This is a genomic window from uncultured Draconibacterium sp., assembly GCF_913063105.1.
Lineage (GTDB): Bacteria > Bacteroidota > Bacteroidia > Bacteroidales > Prolixibacteraceae > Draconibacterium.
This window is the reverse complement of sequence record NZ_CAJXYQ010000014.1, coordinates 92,588-109,465: the sequence shown is the minus strand read 5'-3', so window position 1 is coordinate 109,465 and position 16,878 is coordinate 92,588. Positions and strand designations below refer to the sequence as shown.

16 protein-coding genes are annotated in these 16,878 nt (G+C 40.5%); 14 read left to right on the top strand and 2 right to left on the bottom strand.

Annotated features, from left to right (window positions below):
- Positions 1-27: 27 nt before the first annotated feature.
- From QZ574_RS13855 to QZ574_RS13790, 14 genes are all read left to right on the top strand, one after another.
- On the top strand, positions 28-864 hold the full coding sequence (locus tag QZ574_RS13855; RefSeq protein ID WP_297090504.1) for a squalene/phytoene synthase family protein: 837 nt from the start codon (positions 28-30) through the stop codon (positions 862-864).
- Positions 861-1,391, top strand: a complete 531-nt coding sequence (gene idi / locus QZ574_RS13850; RefSeq protein ID WP_297090502.1) for an isopentenyl-diphosphate Delta-isomerase — start codon at positions 861-863, stop codon at positions 1,389-1,391. The genes QZ574_RS13855 and idi overlap by 4 nt, the downstream gene beginning before the upstream one ends.
- Before the next feature lie 2 nt (positions 1,392-1,393).
- On the top strand, positions 1,394-1,867 hold the full coding sequence (locus QZ574_RS13845; RefSeq protein ID WP_297090500.1) for a hypothetical protein: 474 nt from the start codon (positions 1,394-1,396) through the stop codon (positions 1,865-1,867).
- Positions 1,868-2,560 carry a lycopene cyclase domain-containing protein gene (locus tag QZ574_RS13840; protein WP_297090497.1) on the top strand — a complete coding sequence of 231 codons (693 nt, stop codon included), beginning with the start codon at positions 1,868-1,870 and terminating at the stop codon, positions 2,558-2,560.
- Positions 2,553-3,215 carry a carotenoid biosynthesis protein gene (locus QZ574_RS13835; RefSeq protein ID WP_297090495.1) on the top strand — a complete coding sequence of 221 codons (663 nt, stop codon included), beginning with the start codon at positions 2,553-2,555 and terminating at the stop codon, positions 3,213-3,215. Before QZ574_RS13840 ends, QZ574_RS13835 begins: the two co-directional genes overlap by 8 nt.
- 4 nt (positions 3,216-3,219) lie before the next feature.
- Positions 3,220-3,840, top strand: a complete 621-nt coding sequence (locus tag QZ574_RS13830; RefSeq protein ID WP_297090494.1) for a lysophospholipid acyltransferase family protein — start codon at positions 3,220-3,222, stop codon at positions 3,838-3,840.
- Between the two features lie 4 nt (positions 3,841-3,844).
- Positions 3,845-4,936 carry a glycosyltransferase family 2 protein gene (locus tag QZ574_RS13825; protein ID WP_297090491.1) on the top strand — a complete coding sequence of 364 codons (1,092 nt, stop codon included), beginning with the start codon at positions 3,845-3,847 and terminating at the stop codon, positions 4,934-4,936.
- On the top strand, positions 4,912-5,655 hold the full coding sequence (locus QZ574_RS13820; protein ID WP_297090489.1) for a tetratricopeptide repeat protein: 744 nt from the start codon (positions 4,912-4,914) through the stop codon (positions 5,653-5,655). The genes QZ574_RS13825 and QZ574_RS13820 overlap by 25 nt, the downstream gene beginning before the upstream one ends.
- A 74-nt stretch (positions 5,656-5,729) precedes the next feature.
- Positions 5,730-7,205 carry a phytoene desaturase family protein gene (gene crtI, locus QZ574_RS13815; RefSeq protein ID WP_297090486.1) on the top strand — a complete coding sequence of 492 codons (1,476 nt, stop codon included), beginning with the start codon at positions 5,730-5,732 and terminating at the stop codon, positions 7,203-7,205.
- A 299-nt stretch (positions 7,206-7,504) separates the two neighbouring features.
- Positions 7,505-9,766, top strand: coding sequence for an aconitate hydratase (locus tag QZ574_RS13810; RefSeq protein ID WP_297090484.1), 2,262 nt, complete (start codon positions 7,505-7,507; stop codon positions 9,764-9,766).
- An 87-nt stretch (positions 9,767-9,853) separates the two neighbouring features.
- Positions 9,854-11,080: an NADP-dependent isocitrate dehydrogenase gene (locus tag QZ574_RS13805; protein ID WP_297090482.1), complete on the top strand. Its 1,227-nt coding sequence runs from the start codon at positions 9,854-9,856 to the stop codon at positions 11,078-11,080.
- A gap of 93 nt (positions 11,081-11,173) precedes the next feature.
- Positions 11,174-11,557 (top strand): GxxExxY protein, encoded by a 384-nt coding sequence (locus tag QZ574_RS13800; protein WP_297090480.1) that lies wholly within the window; start codon positions 11,174-11,176, stop codon positions 11,555-11,557.
- A 93-nt stretch (positions 11,558-11,650) separates the two neighbouring features.
- The gene (gene icd / locus QZ574_RS13795) at positions 11,651-12,916 is read left to right on the top strand and encodes an NADP-dependent isocitrate dehydrogenase (RefSeq protein WP_297090478.1); all 1,266 of its coding nucleotides are present in this window, start codon (positions 11,651-11,653) and stop codon (positions 12,914-12,916) included.
- Positions 12,917-12,941: 25 nt separating this feature from the next.
- Positions 12,942-14,261, top strand: a complete 1,320-nt coding sequence (locus QZ574_RS13790) for a citrate (Si)-synthase (RefSeq protein WP_297090476.1) — start codon at positions 12,942-12,944, stop codon at positions 14,259-14,261.
- A gap of 140 nt (positions 14,262-14,401) precedes the next feature.
- Here the strand turns inward: QZ574_RS13790 and QZ574_RS13785 are convergent, their stop codons facing one another.
- A complete protein-coding gene (locus QZ574_RS13785; protein ID WP_297090474.1) occupies positions 14,402-15,523 on the bottom strand; it encodes a sialidase family protein in 1,122 nt (373 codons plus the stop codon).
- A gap of 48 nt (positions 15,524-15,571) precedes the next feature.
- On the bottom strand, positions 15,572-16,657 hold the full coding sequence (locus QZ574_RS13780) for an alpha/beta hydrolase (RefSeq protein WP_297090472.1): 1,086 nt from the start codon (positions 16,655-16,657) through the stop codon (positions 15,572-15,574).
- Between the last annotated feature and the right edge of the window lie 221 nt (positions 16,658-16,878).

Genomic DNA, 16,878 nt, shown 5'->3' with positions numbered 1-16,878 from the left:
AACATTAAACACTTAACCGTTTAATGTATGAGGTTCTACAATAAATGTGCATTTAATATCTCAAAAGTTGTTACAACTTCCTACAGTACTTCTTTTTCATTCGCAACAAATCTGTTACAAAAAGAGCAGCGCGATGCCATATACAGCATTTATGGATTTGTGCGGTTTGCCGATGAAATAGTTGATACCTTTCACGAATACAACAAGTCTTATCTCTTAGACCGATTTGAAGCAGATTTTAAAGAAGCCATTCAACGGGGAATAAGTTTAAACCCCATTCTTCAATCATTTCAGTTAACAGTAAAAAAGTATCATATTCCGCAGGCATATATTGATGCTTTTATTACAAGTATGCGTTATGATCTGGAAAAAAAAGAATACAAAACAAAACTGGAGGCGGAACAATATATTTATGGTTCGGCTGATGTTGTTGGGCTGATGTGTTTAAAGGTATTTTGCAACGGGAATAATAAAAAATACAATGAATTATTGCTTCCTGCAATGAAACTCGGCTCTGCCTTTCAGAAAGTAAATTTTCTGAGAGACCTGCGCGAAGACACTGAAACTTTGGGACGACATTATTTTTCGGAGTTGAGCAACAGAGAATTTTGCGAAGAACAAAAGAATAGAATTGTTAAAGATATTGAAGCAGACTTTGCAACCGCTTACAAGGGTATTAGAGAATTGCCCGGGAAATCGAAACTGGCTGTTCTGTTAGCTTATTATTATTACCGTTTATTGCTCAACAAACTACGAAAAACGCCTGCCGCAACAATTATGCAAAGCAGGGTTCGAATTCCGAATTATAAAAAACTTCTGATTATGCTAAAAGCACAAACACTTTATAATCTTCGACTTGTATGACGAATAAAAACAAAATGGAAAAGGTTATTCTGGTTGACAAAAACGACCAGGTGCTTGGCGAGATGGGAAAAATGGAAGCACATGTAAAAGGGGAGCTTCACCGGGCTATCTCTGTTTTTATCGTTAACACAAAAGGCCAATGGCTTTTGCAACAACGTGCCTTCAATAAATACCACTCAAGCGGACTTTGGAGCAACACTTGTTGCAGTCACCCTTTTCCCTCGGAAGATTCAATAGAGGCAGCCAACCGCCGCCTAAGGGAAGAAATGGGAATGGCAACCGGCCTAAAGAAGATATTTGATTTTACCTATAAGGAAGTACTGGAGAATGAACTAACGGAACACGAATTGGATCATGTATTTATTGGGCAAAGCGATGAAACTCCAACACCTGATGCCGACGAGGTTTTTGCGTGGAAATACATTGATTTCGATCAACTGGATAAGGAAATAATTCAAAATCCGGATAATTACACCGTGTGGTTCAGAAAAATATATAAACGTGTAAATGAATATTTAAATCAGTAGCAGTGAATATCGTAATTGCCATTATTGCTTTTTGTTTTATGGAATTTGTGGCCTGGTCGAACCATAAATATGTTATGCATGGTTTTTTATGGAAATGGCACCGCGATCACCATATAAACGATCATAAAAAAAATGCATCGCAAACCGAACTTTATAAACCGGGTTTCGAGAAAAACGACTACTTCTTCCTGGTTTATGCGCTTCCTGCAATTATTGTTTTGCTTATCGGCTTTTTATTTAACCTGCAGGCCTTAATTGCTTTGGGAATTGGGATTAGCGCCTATGGCCTCACCTACTTTCTGTTGCACGATGTAATGATACATCAACGGCTGCATATTCCGTTTCTTATTCACACCACAAACCGCTATTTAAAAGCAGTCCAAAAGGCACACCTTGCTCACCACAGGGGAAAAAACATACATGATTTTGATAATTATGGATTATTGCTCTTTCAATTCCGATTCTTAAAAAAATAAATGTCACTATATTTTATACTACTTACAGCTACAGGTATTTTTCCAATTGCACTGAGTTTTGATAAACGACTTCAGTTTTACAAACGTTGGAACAAGGTTTTGCCGGCAATTCTGCTTGTGGCTGGGCTGTATATTGCTTTTGATATACGTTTTACCAAACAACAAGTCTGGGGCTTCAATCCAAGGTATTTATCCGGCTCAAATTTATTCTCGTTGCCACTTGAAGAGATTTTGTTTTTTATTGTAGTTCCATACGCAAGCCTATTTTTGCACGAATCAATTCTCGAATACTTTCCAAAACTCAGGTTAAATTCGTATTTAACTAAAACCCTGATGGTGGCCTTTCTTCTTTTTTGCCTTGCAATTGCCATTATTAATACCGATAAAACCTATACCTTTTATATTGCTTTAAAACTGGCCGTTGTGCTCATATTGGCGCTAATAAGTAAGAGCGAAATACCCCGTTCATTTTTTATTACATTTCTCGTAATCCTGGTGCCATTTCTGCTGGTGAATGGAATTCTAACAGGTTCTTTTATTGCTGAAGAAGTGGTTTGGTATAATGACAATGAAAATATGGGATGGCGCTTTTTTACCATTCCGATTGAAGATTTTGCCTATGCTTTTAGCATGATTTTGTGCAACTTGCTACTAATTGAACAATTTTCTAAAATAGAAAAGCGGAATGATTAACCCAAAAAAAATAGCAGCAACAATACAATCACATTTTAACTATGTGGTATTCTTTTTAGTTGTATTTTATACCGTTGGCGTGCTTGGCTTGTCCCTTTCTGCTAGCCAGTCCTTTTTTATTCGTTTAACCCCGTTCGCCTTGTTATTAAGCAGCTTTTTTGTAGCGTTTTTTCATGCTACTTTTTCAAAAACAACGGTATTAATTTTCCTTCTCATTTATGTGCTCAGTTTTTTTATTGAATTAATAGGTGTACAAACCGGAATCATCTTTGGAGAATACAAATACGGACACGGCCTTGGTATAAAGGTAGCCAATACCCCGCTGATTATTGGGCTAAACTGGTTGTTGCTGGTTTATACATCAAACGCAATTATGCAACAAATCAATTGCCATCCGCTAATAAAAGTTACAGGGGCGGCATCTCTTCTGTTACTTTACGACATCTTATTAGAACAGGTGGCGCCCAAAATAGCAATGTGGAGTTTTTCAACAGCAAATATTCCACTACAGAATTACCTCGTATGGTTCTTATTAGGACTTTCTTTTTCCGCTCTTTTACACCTGTTTAGAATAAACACAAAAAATAAAATAGCACCATATGTATTTGTAATTCAGGCGGTATTTTTTTTACTGCTACTACTAACTTTAAATTAAAATTTTGATTATCAAGGCAAAACATCATTTTTTCCTCGATCCGTTTTTCAGGTATTATGTACTTTGGAAAATGAAACGAAGTTTTCAGTCCTTTTCTGTCGTTGGAAAGGTGCACGACAACGGGCTGCCTGTTCTGCTAATTTGCAACCATATTAGCTGGTGGGATGGCATATGGACCTTATACACCAATCAACAATTATTTAAAAGAAAATACCATTTTATGATGCTGGAAGAAGAGCTTCGAAAAAACTGGTTTTTTCAGTATACCGGTGGTTTTTCTGTAAAAAAGCAATCGAGGACAATTATTGAAACACTTGATTACACGGCCGAATTATTGGGCAATACAAACAACCTGGTGCTTATGTTTCCACAAGGAAAAATAAACAGCATGCACAAAAACAGCTTTGTTTTCGAAAAAGGTATTCAAAAAATATTGGAACGAACAAAAAATGAAATTCAGATAATATTTCAGGCCAACTTTGTCGATTACTTATCTACTGCCAGGCCTCAGGCTTATTTTTATGTCGGCACTTATTTGGGCACGAAAAAGGTAGAATTAATCGAAAAATCCTACAACCAATTTTATCAACAATGCCTGAATACGCAGGCGCAAAAATCCGAATAGCTAAATGATTATAGCAGCCTGGATCATATTAATTTTTACCGCATTACAACTTTGGGTTGTCTTAATTAATACCTTTTTCAGCCAGCCGTTAAGGGCCCAATCCGAACAAAACTATCCTTTGGTTTCTATTTTAATTCCGGCCCGCAACGAAGAAGAAAATATTGGCCTTTTGTTAAATGATATCCTGCAGCAGAATTATCAAAATTTTGAAATTTTGGTTTTTAATGACCAGTCGGTTGACAGGACGGCCGAACAGGTAAAAAATGCTGCACAGAATGACAAAAGAATTCATCTCGTGAATTCTTCAGGACTGCCCGATGGATGGCTGGGTAAAAATTATGGATGTTATAGTTTGGCACAAAAAGCAAAAGGAGACTATCTGCTTTTTCTTGATGCCGATGTGCGCATAGCTGGCAATATTCTCACTTCAACACTACAAAAAATGCAGAGGTACAAATTAGGGCTCCTATCAATTTTCCCAAAACAAAAAATGCGCACCTGGGGCGAATACATAACTGTTCCTAATATGACCTTCATTCTGCTGTCTCTTTTACCGCTAATTTTTGTTCGGGTACTTCCTTTTGTTTCAATGGCAGCGGCAAATGGCCAGTTTATGCTTTTTAACGCCCAAACCTATCGGAAGCACCAACCGCATGCTACTTTTTGTAATAACAAGGTTGAAGATATTGCCATTGCTCAGTATTTAAAACAGAACAAAATTAAAATTGCCTGTTTACAGGGAAACAACAACATTGCTTGCCACATGTACGGTTCTTTTTCTGAGGCGGTGAACGGGTTCTCAAAAAATGTTATCATGTTTTTTGGCAACTCAGCAGTTCTCGCTGTTTTATTCTGGCTTATTACCACCTTCGGATTTATTCCGGTAGTGCTTGCCATGCCCAAATCTTTGATGCTTACCTATTTTATTATTTTTCTATCCATTCGTATTTTGGTAAGTTTAACGAGCCGGCAAAATGCAGCAAAGAACGTACTGCTAATAATTCCGCAACAAATAAGCCTGGGTATATTCATTGCAACAGCATTTCGAAATAAAACAAATAAGTCGTTTACATGGAAAGGACGAAACATTTCATAGTAATTCTGCTCCTTATTGTTGCAATGTCTGGTTTTTCGAGGGCAACAAATAAAGATAAAATATACCGGGCTTATACAAGCAACCGCATGGATAACTGGAAAACCGTAATGGACAGTATGGAGTTAAATAAAAGCCGCGACACAACCTATCTTATCGAACTGGTTAACTACCAATACGGTTACATTGGCTATTGTCTCGGTATGCGAAACAAACAAGCCGCCAAAACGTATCTTGATCTGGCTCAAAACAACCTCGCCGTATTGGAAGAACAAAGTTTTCCCCCTGCTGTTATCCATGCCTACAAGGCTGCTTTTTACGGATTTAAAATTGGCATTCATCCATTTAAAGCACCGGTATTGGGTCGGCAGTGTGTAAAACATGTAAACCAGGCATTACAACTAAATAACAAGCTGCCTTTTGCACACATACAATACGGAAATACCTATTTTTATATGCCGGCAGTATTTGGCGGGTCGAAAAAAGTAGCCATCGAGCATTTTTTAATGGCTATAAAACTGATGGAAAAAGAACCTGATTCACTAAAAAACGATTGGAATTATTTGAGTTTACTTAGTACAACAGGGCAATCGTATGAAGAGATGGAAGAATACGAAAAAGCAAAAGCTATTTATGAAAAGGTATTAAAAATTGCCCCGGATTTTCAATGGGTGAAAGACGAACTATATCCGAATATAAAAACAAAACTGGCAGAAAAATGAAACGAGCATGAAAGGCATATTAAAATTCATCGCGCGTTTCATCTAATGCAACTGAAGAAAACAATTTTAACGAAATGAAAAAGAAGGTTTTGGTAGTTGGTGCAGGCATCGGAGGGCTGGCCACAGCAATCAGGTTGGTAAAAGCAGGTTATCAGGTTGAGATCCTGGAAAAAAACAATCAGCCAGGCGGAAGGCTCAACCAAATTAAAAAAGACGGGTTTACTTTTGATACCGGCCCCAGTTTTTTTAGCATGTCGTACGAGTTTAAAGAATTTGCACAGGATTGTGGTATTCAACTGCCATTTGAGTACGTAGAACTCGATCCGTTATACACGGTAAATTTCAGAGGCGACGATAAAACCTATTTTTTGTATAAAGATATTGACAAACTGGCTGAACAATTTGCAGACATTGAACCCGATTTTAAAGAAAAATTCGAGCGTTACATTAAAAAATCAGGAGCACTTTTTCACGATACCGTTGACATCGTTATCAAACAAAATTTCGATTCGCTGGCCGGATATGTATGGGCTTTAATGCGCGTAAACCCGGTGCATATCCCAGTGTTGTTCAAAAGTTTCTGGAAGCACGTAACCAACTACTTCTCCTCTGCACAAGCCCAACAAATCATATCTCTTGTTGCATTTTTCCTTGGGCGCACCCCCTTTGATACCATGGGAATTTATAGCTTGCTATCATACACCGAATTTCAACACGATGGATATTTCAACGTAAAGGGGGGAATGTATAAAATTATTGAAGGTTTTGTTGAAGTACTTAAAAACGATAATGTACACATCCATTTTAATACTGAAATTAAAGACTTTAAAAAGTCAAACGACACTTTGAAAGCATTAACCGACCAAAATGGCAAATCGTGGACAGCCGATTATTATGTTATTAACTCGGATGCTGCCTGGTTTAGAGGAAATATTTTTAAACGCAGAAAATATGCACCCGAAAAGCTCGATAAAATGAGCTGGACAATGGGTTACCTTACCTTTTACATCGGGTTAAATTGCAAGCTCCCACAAGTTAATCACCACAACTATTACCTCGGCACCAATTATAAAGATTACGCTGAAAATGTGATGAAAAATCCGGGTACACTGCAAAAACCTTACTATTATGTAAACGTTTTATCAAAACACAACGAGGAGTGCGCTCCCCAGGGTTGCGAGAGCCTGTTTTTTGTTTGCCCCGTACCCAACTTATATTTTAAACAAAACTGGTCTGATAAAGATGAAATTGTAGACAGTATACTACAGGATTTTTCTAAACGAATTGACAAAAACATTGAGAAACATGTTATTTCCAGAACCATTTATACACCATATGAATGGCAACAACAATTTAACTTACATCGGGGAAGCGGATTGGGCCTGTCGCACAGCATGAACCAAATTGGCATTATGCGTCCCCGTAATATCGATGAAAAATTTAAAAATGTTTTTTATGTGGGCGCCTCTACTGTTCCCGGAGCAGGTATTCCAATGGCCATTATCAGTTCTAAATTAGCCTATCAACGAATTGTAACCAACAACAAATAAAACACCATCAACACACTGGCTAAGTGAAATATACAAGTTTTGCACAATTTTAAAATGCAGTTTCTGGATTTAACCTTTTCAAAAAGCATTCTATTAAACAGTAAAAAATGGCTTGCCAATGTGATATTTATTACCAACTCACAGGAGATAAAATCTTTTATTTAATGCAACAGAATATCGATTTCAGTGAAACACTATAGTAATTTTCTATAGGAATTCATGCAACTTTTCACGATATTTATTGTTAGTAAAAGCGACATAATAATACGCCGACAATTTTCAAAAAAACTAAATTTCTTATGTTTGATTTAGACTTAGTAAAAAAAGTATATTCAGAACTCCCTGAAAGGGTTAGCAAAGCAAAAGCTGTTCTGAATAAGCCAATGACTTACGCAGAAAAAATTCTTTATTCTCACCTGTTTGCAGCGCAGGAATTAGCTGCTTTTAACCGAGGAGCAGATTATGTAGATTTTGCTCCCGACCGGGTAGCCATGCAGGATGCAACTGCACAAATGGCCTTGCTTCAATTTATTAACTCCGGGAAAAAACGAACTGCAGTACCATCAACGGTACACTGCGACCACCTCATTCAGGCGCAGGTGGAAGGAAAAACCGACCTGTCAGTTTCAAAAAATGCCAATAAGGAAGTTTTTGATTTCCTGGAATCCGTTTCTAATAAATACGGAATAGGTTTTTGGAAACCCGGAGCAGGAATTATACACCAAGTGGTTTTGGAAAACTATGCATTCCCCGGTGGAATGATGATTGGAACCGACTCGCACACCGTTAACGCGGGTGGCCTTGGAATGGTTGCCATTGGTGTAGGAGGTGCCGACGCCGTTGATGTTATGGCAGGAATGGCCTGGGAGTTGAAAATGCCCAAAATGATCGGAGTAAAACTTACCGGCAAATTAAGTGGCTGGGCAGCACCCAAAGATGTGATTCTGAAAGTGGCCGGAATTCTTACCGTTAAAGGTGGTACCGGGGCCATTATCGAATATTTTGGTGAAGGCGCAAAATCGCTTTCGGCAACAGGAAAAGGAACCATTTGTAACATGGGCGCTGAAGTTGGTGCTACCACCAGTATTTTTGCCTACGACGAAAGTATGGAACGTTACCTGCGGGCTACCGGACGTGCTGAAGTTGCTGAACTGGCCAATGGTGTAAAAGAACACCTTGATGCTGACCAGGAGGTGTATGCCAACCCTGAAAAATACTACGATGAAATTATTGAGATTAACCTCTCGGAACTGGAGCCACACATTAACGGGCCTTTCACTCCCGACCGTGCCACGCCTGTTTCAAAAATGAAAGCAGAAGCAGAAGCGAATGGTTGGCCAATGGAAGTATCGGTTGGATTAATTGGTAGCTGCACCAACTCTTCTTACGAAGACATTTCGCGTGCTGCATCAATTGCCAAACAAGCTGAAGAAAAAGGCTTGGTAACAAAAGCCGAATTTACTGTTACTCCCGGATCGGAACAGGTGCGTTACACCATCGAGCGTGATGGGTTTATCGACACCTTCGAGAAAATTGGCGGAAAGGTATTTGCCAATGCGTGCGGTCCGTGTATCGGCCAATGGGCACGCCCCGGAGCTGAGAAAGGAGAAAAAAATACAATTGTACATTCGTTTAACCGTAACTTCTCGAAACGGGCAGACGGTAACCCGAATACCCACGCCTTTGTAACATCACCCGAACTGGTAACTGCACTGGCTATTGCCGGACGTTTGGATTTTAATCCGGCAAGCGATACGCTTACCAATAAAGACGGAGTTGAAGTTAAACTCGACCTGCCTACAGGCGAAGAATTACCTTCAAAAGGTTTTGACGTGGAAGACCCGGGCTACCAGGCACCGGCAGCCGATGGCGCAGGTGTAGTTGTTAATGTTTCGCCCGAATCAAAGCGTTTGCAACTGCTGTCGCCTTTTGAAGCCTGGAACGGAGAAAATATAGCTGGAGCCAAACTTTTAATAAAAGCACAGGGGAAATGCACTACCGACCACATTTCGATGGCCGGACCGTGGTTACGTTTCCGTGGTCACCTCGATAACATTTCGAATAATATGCTGATTGGAGCTGTTAACGCTTTTAACGGCGAAACCAACAAGGTAAAAAACCAGCTTACCGGTGAATACGATGCGGTACCGGCCGTTCAACGCCAATACAAAGCAGAAGGTATTCCTACTGTTGTGGTTGGCGACCAAAATTATGGCGAAGGATCATCGCGCGAACATGCTGCAATGGAACCCCGTCATCTGGGAGTTAAAGCAGTAATTGTAAAATCATTTGCGCGAATTCATGAAACGAACCTGAAAAAGCAGGGAATGCTGGGTTTAACTTTCGATAACGAGAACGATTACGACCTGATTAAAGAAGATGATACGTTTAACTTTGTTGATTTAGTTGATTTTGCTCCGGGCAAACAGCTCACCCTTGAGGTAGTACATACCGATGGTTCATCAGATGTAATAAAGCTGAATCACACTTATAATCAGCAACAAATTGAGTGGTTTAAAGCCGGTTCGGCCTTAAATCTAATCAAAGAACAAAATCAATAAACAATAAATTTAGGTCTGGGCAAGGCAGTAAAACTGCTTTGCCCATTCATAATTTAATTATAACCAGTAAATTAATTTAATTCGACCATGCAAAAAATCAAAGTTCAAAATCCTGTAGTGGAACTCGACGGCGATGAAATGACCCGGGTAATCTGGGATTTTATCAAACAAAAACTTATTCTGCCTTATCTTGATATTGATTTAAAATATTACGATTTGGGAATGGAAAGCCGCGATGCCACCGACGATCAAATTACCATTGACGCAGCCAATGCGATAAGAAAATATGGCGTAGGTGTAAAATGTGCTACTATTACTCCGGACGAAGCCCGGGTGGAAGAATTTGGTTTGAAAAAAATGTGGAAATCGCCAAACGGAACCATACGAAACATTTTGGGCGGAACAGTTTTTCGCGAACCCATTATGATTTCGAACATACCACGTTTGGTGCCCGGTTGGAAACAACCCATTTGTATTGGTCGACATGCTTTTGGTGATCAGTATCGTGCTACTGATTTTCTGACAAAAGGAAAAGGGAAACTTACCATCACCTTCACACCAGAAGATGGCAGTGAACCCATTTCGCACGATGTTTACGATTTTGAAGGAAACGGTTTGGCAATGGCCATGTACAACACCGACGAATCGATTATTGGTTTCGCCCGCTCGTGTATGAATCAGGCGCTTGACAAGGGTTGGCCGCTTTACATGTCGACAAAAAACACGATTTTAAAAGCTTACGACGGCCGTTTTAAAGACCTGTTTCAAATGGTGTACGAAAATGAATTCAGAGAAAAATTTGAAGCCAAAAACATTTGGTACGAACACCGATTGATAGACGACATGGTAGCTGCTGCCCTGAAGTGGGAAGGTGGATTTGTTTGGGCCTGTAAAAACTACGATGGCGATGTGCAAAGCGACACCGTAGCACAAGGTTTTGGATCATTGGGATTAATGACCTCAACCCTGGTTACGCCCGATGGTAACACCATGGAAGCTGAAGCGGCACACGGAACGGTGACACGCCATTTCCGCCAGCACCAGCAAGGTAAACCAACCTCAACAAATCCAATTGCATCAATTTTTGCCTGGACACGAGGTTTGGCCTTCCGCGGGAAACTGGATGGGAACCAGCCCTTAATCGATTTCTCTCATGCACTGGAGAAGGTGTGTATTGAAACGGTAGAATCGGGAAAAATGACAAAAGACCTGGCGCTGATTATTCATGGAAAAGCTTTAAAAGAAGAACATTTTCTAACAACAGAACAGTTTTTGGAAGCTTTGGATGAAAATTTACAAGCCAAGCTGAATTAGGAAATTGCTCGCTGATTGCGCAGATAACGCAAATATTATCTCTGCGATAATCCGCGAAAAAAAGATACGAGGGACAAAATAACTAAAAGCAGAATGGAAAAAATTGAAAATCAAATTTCTTATGATGTAAGACAAGCGATTTTCAAAGTGTACAATTCATTGGGACCGGGACTTTTTGAGTCGGTGTACGAAACAGCTTTAAGTTATGAAATTGAAAAATTTGGATACAATGTAAAACGACAAGTGGCACTGCCATTTGTGTACGAAGAAATAAAGTTTGAGCAGGGATTCAGAATTGACATTTTGGTAGAAGATAAAGTTATTATCGAGTTAAAATCAGTTGAGGCTTTGACAGATGTTCATTACAAACAAGTTCTGACTTATCTGAAGTTATCTGATAAAAAACTTGGAATCTTGGTAAATTTCAATTCGGATCACATTTCAAACAATATTAAAAGGATAGTAAACAACTTATAAAGTAGCTGATAAAAAAATTACTGGCTGATTGCGCAGATAACGCAAATATTATTTCTGCGATAATCCGCGAAATCTGCGAGAAAAAATAAGTATATGACACAAAAAACCAAAATAATCAACGGGAAGCTGGTTGTACCGGATTATCCCACCATACCTTTTATTGAAGGAGACGGAATTGGAAAGGATATCACCGGTCCATCGCAACGGGTAATTGATGCTGCTGTAGCAAAAGCCTATGGCGATTCGAAAAAAATTACCTGGAAAGAAGTGCTGGCCGGAGAAAAAGCCTACCACCAAGTTGGAAGTTACCTTCCCGACGAAACAATTGAGGCTTTTAAAGAATACCTTATAGGAATAAAAGGTCCGTTACAAACACCGGTTGGCGGAGGTATACGTTCGCTGAATGTAGCTTTACGTCAAACGCTCGACCTGTATGTTTGTGTGCGCCCCGTACGCTGGTTTAAAGGCGTACCCTCGCCTATCCGTTACCCGTCGATGGTTGACATGCACATTTTCCGTGAGAATACCGAAGATATTTATGCCGGTATTGAATACATGGTAGGTGACGAGCAGACCAAAAAATTCCGCGATTTTCTGATTAATGAAATGGGTGTAGACCAGGTGCGTTTCCCTGAATCATCGTCGTTTGGCGTAAAACCCATATCAAAAGACGGATCGGAACGCTTAACCAAAGCGGCTATCGAATATGCTATTGATCGCCAGTTGCCATCGGTTACCATTGTTCATAAAGGAAATATTATGAAATTTACCGAAGGAGCATTTAAAAACTGGAGTTATGATTTGGCAGAAAGTGAATTTGCCGAACAAACTTTTACCTGGCGTCAGTATGAAGCCCTGAAAAAAGATAAGGGAGAACTGGATGCCAACAAAGCTTTGGACGAAGCCAAAAAGGCCGGAAAGGTAATTGTTAAAGACTGTATTACTGATGCATTTCTTCAGGAGTCGCTATTACACCCATGGGATCATTCGGTTATTGCAACCATGAACCTGAACGGCGATTACGTGTCCGACCAATTGGCAGCAATGGTTGGCGGTATTGGTATTTCGCCGGGAGCCAACATTAATTACCAAAGTGGTTATGCCATTTTTGAAGCTACCCACGGAACAGCTCCAAACATTGCCGGAACAGGTAAAGCAAACCCCGGCTCGCTTATCCTTTCGGCGGTTATGATGCTGGAATATATGGGCTGGCAAGACGCAGCAGAACATGTTTACGATGCCATGGAGCACGTGTTTGCCAAACGGAAAGTAACCAGCGACCTGCATGCGCAGATGGAGGGAGCTACCCTGCTGAGTACTTCGGAATTTGCCGACGCCATAATTAAAAATATGCATTAATAAAATAAATCAATAACTATAACAAATGGAATACATTAAGTACAGATTTTATCAGAAAGCGAATAAGTGCGCTAAGGAGTTCCAAAGGCTCAAAAGTGAGCATGCTGATGTGGTTTTGGGTGAAGTAACACTCGGACAAGTATTAACCGGAATGAAAGGTATACCTTTGCTGGTAACCGATACCTCGAAACTCGACCCGGAAGAGGGCATACGTTTTAAAGGTTATTCAATTCCTGAATTACAGGAAAAACTGCCAAAAATCAATCCGGATGGAGAACCACTTCCCGAAGGCTTGTTTTACCTGATGCTGATTGGCGAAATACCATCGCAGGATGATGCCATTAACTTGTCGAAAGACTGGTCGACACGTTCGCACGTACCTCAGCATGTTTTTGATGTAATTGATGCAATGCCAAAAACATCAAAACCAATGACTCAGTTTAGTGCGGCTATTGTATCAATGGCAACCGAATCAATCTTTCAGAAAGCTTACCGCGCAGGAGTTGGTAAAAAATTCTACTGGGATGCTACTTACGAAGATGTAATGAACCTGATTGCCCGTTTACCACGTATTGCGGCATACATTTATCGCCGTCAGTTCCACAACGGTCATCATATTGAACCAAATCCGCGTTTAGACTGGGCCGGTAACCTGGCGCACATGATGGGTTTTGACTCGGAAGATATTCGTCGCTTATTCCGTTTGTATATGATTATTCACGCCGACCACGAGGGAGGAAACGTATCGGCACATACAGCACACCTGGTAGGCTCGGCTTTAAGTAATCCGTACTACGCCTATTCCGCTGCAATGAACGGGTTGGCAGGTCCCTTACACGGTTTTGCCAACCAGGATGTAATTTTCTGGATGTTCCAGATGATTGAAGACCTGGATACCGATACGCCAACCGACGAGCAGGTAGCCGCTTACTGTAAAAAAACGCTGGAAGAAGGTCGGGTAATACCGGGGTACGGACATGCTGTTTTACGCAAAACCGACCCACGTTTTACCGCTCAGCAAGAATTTGCCAACAAGTACATCAAAGAAGATAAGATGGTTAACCTGGCTAACCAGTTGTACCGCGTGGTTCCACCAATTTTAGGCTCGGTAGGAAAAATTAAAAATCCATGGCCAAACGTTGATGCCTACAGCGGATCGTTGCTCTACCACTACGGAATTAAAGAATATACTTTCTATACCGTATTGTTTGGCGTATCGCGTGCACTGGGCGTTTTAGCCTCGTTAATTAACGACCGCATTTACGGAATGCCGATTGAGCGGCCAACCTCGCACCCTTTAAGCTGGTTTAAAGAACAAGCTGAAGGAAAAGGAACAGATTGCTGATAAATTGCAACGAGATAATGAAGAAAGCCGGGAAAACCCGGCTTTTTTTATGCAGTTTTGGTATTAAATATTTTTTCGAATGTACACCTTTTGTTGTAAACGTACAGCAAATCAGCTCTTTTACAGCCCACCCGATACTATCAGTCTCTTTTTTCAACTGAAGTTTTTTTGCCGCGAAGCCAGTTTAACGACACACGTACAAACACATTGTCGCTGTAGTCATCCTTTTCAAAAAATAGCCCAATGTCTCCATTGGCAAGAACGGTCATCGACGAATAAGCCGCACTTCCCTCGTAAATTGTTTTACCTTCCGACCAGCTAACTCCTTCATCATAGCTTATTCTTACGGTCAGGTTCTTTCGTTCGGTTTTATGGTTGGCATGGGCAAACAAAAGTATCTCAGTGCTATCTCCATCTATTTCAGCGTTGTATCGAATAAGGCTAGCATTGCAGCCGGGGTCGATTAACGAAGAGTCAGCCGTGCTTATCCAGGTTTTTCCTTCATCACCAGATCGGTGAATAAACCGCATACCGGCCTCATTTACCCTACTGTTTACCATCCAGCTACCATCACTTAATTCTACTATTTTCGATTCGTCGGCAGGTTTTAACGGTGTTTCAATCAGCTGCCAGCTTTTACCATGGTTATTACTTTCGAAAACAAACAAGCCTTTTTGCAAATTCACCAGGGTGTGCAATAATTTACCTGAACGGGTTTGAAAACCACGCCCCGATGTTATAAACTTAAAATCGGTATGCCAACCTGGTTTTGTTATTTGCGAAGTAATGTCCTCAGGTTCACTCCATGTTTTTCCGTTATCGGTACTCCGTGTTACTTTTAAATAATACACATCTTTTTCATGAGCCAAATCCATGTAATTAAAAAACAAAAAGATTTCACCGGTGCTCTTATCTACAAGCAAAGAAGGGTCGGAAGCCGATTGTCCAAACGGATAATCAACCACCCTTTCAGTGGCCAACCAGGTGTTTCCATTATCGGTACTGCGCCTGATGACAATATTAATATCCTTGCTCCATTTTAAATCGCCACACGATGGCACGCGCTCATCAATAGCTGCAATTACATCGCCATTGGGAGCTGTTGCCAGTGCCGGTATCCGGTAGCACGAAACACCTTCGTGCGGGTCTGCACGAAACAATCGGGTAAAATGCAGGCCTTTTTCTACCGTTGTTTCTTGGGCAGTTTGTCCGTAGCCTAATGCCCATAAAAAGCCGAAAAGAATAGAGAAGTATAGTTTCATGGTAGTTGTTTTTAGGTAAAAGGCGAGTTTCGTGCCTGTAATTTGATTTTACAAGTTATGTTTTTCAAAAAACACAGCCAAAATACCGGTCAATTTCTGCGGACTTTCAATGGCAGGACAATGGCCAACTCCGGGAATAATGTGCAACTCCTTTTTGTTATTTGGTAATCCCGTAAGGGCATTGTAGATTAATGCTGCATGCCCGGTACCAACCACGTAATCAAATTCTCCCTGAACCACAATGGTGGGTGTTTTTATCTGCTTCAGCTCCGGCTCGATATTCATAGTATTGTAAGATGGCGTATTTCGGAACGCAGCATTTACAATTTCGGCCTTTTCTGCAAGCCGGGCGTATTCTTCTTCCGAATAGTTCATCAGGCGCATTAAGGCAGTATCCTCAACAACATCCTGGTAGGAGATAATCCGCGAAGTATCGGCGAAATAAGCATTAAAGCCAAGTTTTGGCGGCACCTCATGTTTCATCCAGTTTACATCGGTATGAAAGCGCGAAAAGTTACTGTTTTTTATACGTTCCAATTCTGCCATAATAAGTTTCAACTCTGGTTTTTGTTCTTCAGAGTTACTGCTTAGAAGCAATTCTTTCGCTCTTTTTAGTTCGAAGTTAATTAGCGAGTGGTTTTGATAACGGCTATTCACTTTTCCATCAATACAAGCATAAGCCTGTACCTTATCTTGTTGGTTTAACAGGTACAAAAAACCGTACATCCCGCCCCATGAGGTTCCCATAAGATTTACTTTATCTTTCCGGTACCTGCTGCGCAAGGTATCAATCACCACATCCAAATCTTCAAGATATTGTTCGACGGTAAGCAATGAGGTATCTGAACAGTTCCACGATTTACCACATCCGCGCTGGTCTAAATACGCCACCAGAAACTTATCTTCCAATCCGGGTCCCATTAATTTTATGTCGATACCCGAGTAACCACCCGGACCGCCGTGCAAATTAACCAGCAAAGGTTTTTCAGGGTTTCCGCGTACACGAACATACAGCGCTGATTGAGGTACGTTAACCAGTAGTTCATCGTCGGTAGTTTTTGTTTTACTGCACGAAAAAAATACCAGTAGCAGAGCAATAGTACGAAGTAAGAACAGGAACTTAAATCTATTCATTTTATCTGTTTTTTATTTGCTGTTACCTTTTTGAACCCCGGTCTGTTACCCGTGTTGGAGTTTATAATGTATTCTTTATATCCTTGCTTGTTTTTTGAATTTAACGGTTGGCACATATAATCATTGCGGATTTCGGAGTGTCTTCCTGTCCGGCACGGAACGACGATGTGAGAGCCGCAGTTGCTAACCGCACCAACCCCGCTCTGAAATATGTACTTTGT

Bases quoted from the DNA above. Each gene is read 5' to 3' on its own strand.
- QZ574_RS13855 (WP_297090504.1), top strand. From the start codon at position 28: ATGAGGTTCTACAATAAATGTGCATTTAATATCTCAAAAGTTGTTACA.
- idi (WP_297090502.1), top strand. From the start codon at position 861: ATGACGAATAAAAACAAAATGGAAAAGGTTATTCTGGTTGACAAAAAC.
- QZ574_RS13840 (WP_297090497.1), top strand. From the start codon at position 1,868: ATGTCACTATATTTTATACTACTTACAGCTACAGGTATTTTTCCAATT.
- QZ574_RS13835 (WP_297090495.1), top strand. From the start codon at position 2,553: ATGATTAACCCAAAAAAAATAGCAGCAACAATACAATCACATTTTAAC.
- QZ574_RS13825 (WP_297090491.1), top strand. From the start codon at position 3,845: ATGATTATAGCAGCCTGGATCATATTAATTTTTACCGCATTACAACTT.
- QZ574_RS13820 (WP_297090489.1), top strand. From the start codon at position 4,912: ATGGAAAGGACGAAACATTTCATAGTAATTCTGCTCCTTATTGTTGCA.
- crtI (WP_297090486.1), top strand. From the start codon at position 5,730: ATGAAAAAGAAGGTTTTGGTAGTTGGTGCAGGCATCGGAGGGCTGGCC.
- QZ574_RS13810 (WP_297090484.1), top strand. From the start codon at position 7,505: ATGTTTGATTTAGACTTAGTAAAAAAAGTATATTCAGAACTCCCTGAA.
- QZ574_RS13805 (WP_297090482.1), top strand. From the start codon at position 9,854: ATGCAAAAAATCAAAGTTCAAAATCCTGTAGTGGAACTCGACGGCGAT.
- QZ574_RS13800 (WP_297090480.1), top strand. From the start codon at position 11,174: ATGGAAAAAATTGAAAATCAAATTTCTTATGATGTAAGACAAGCGATT.
- icd (WP_297090478.1), top strand. From the start codon at position 11,651: ATGACACAAAAAACCAAAATAATCAACGGGAAGCTGGTTGTACCGGAT.
- QZ574_RS13790 (WP_297090476.1), top strand. From the start codon at position 12,942: ATGGAATACATTAAGTACAGATTTTATCAGAAAGCGAATAAGTGCGCT.
- QZ574_RS13785 (WP_297090474.1), bottom strand. From the start codon at position 15,523: ATGAAACTATACTTCTCTATTCTTTTCGGCTTTTTATGGGCATTAGGC.
- QZ574_RS13780 (WP_297090472.1), bottom strand. From the start codon at position 16,657: ATGAATAGATTTAAGTTCCTGTTCTTACTTCGTACTATTGCTCTGCTA.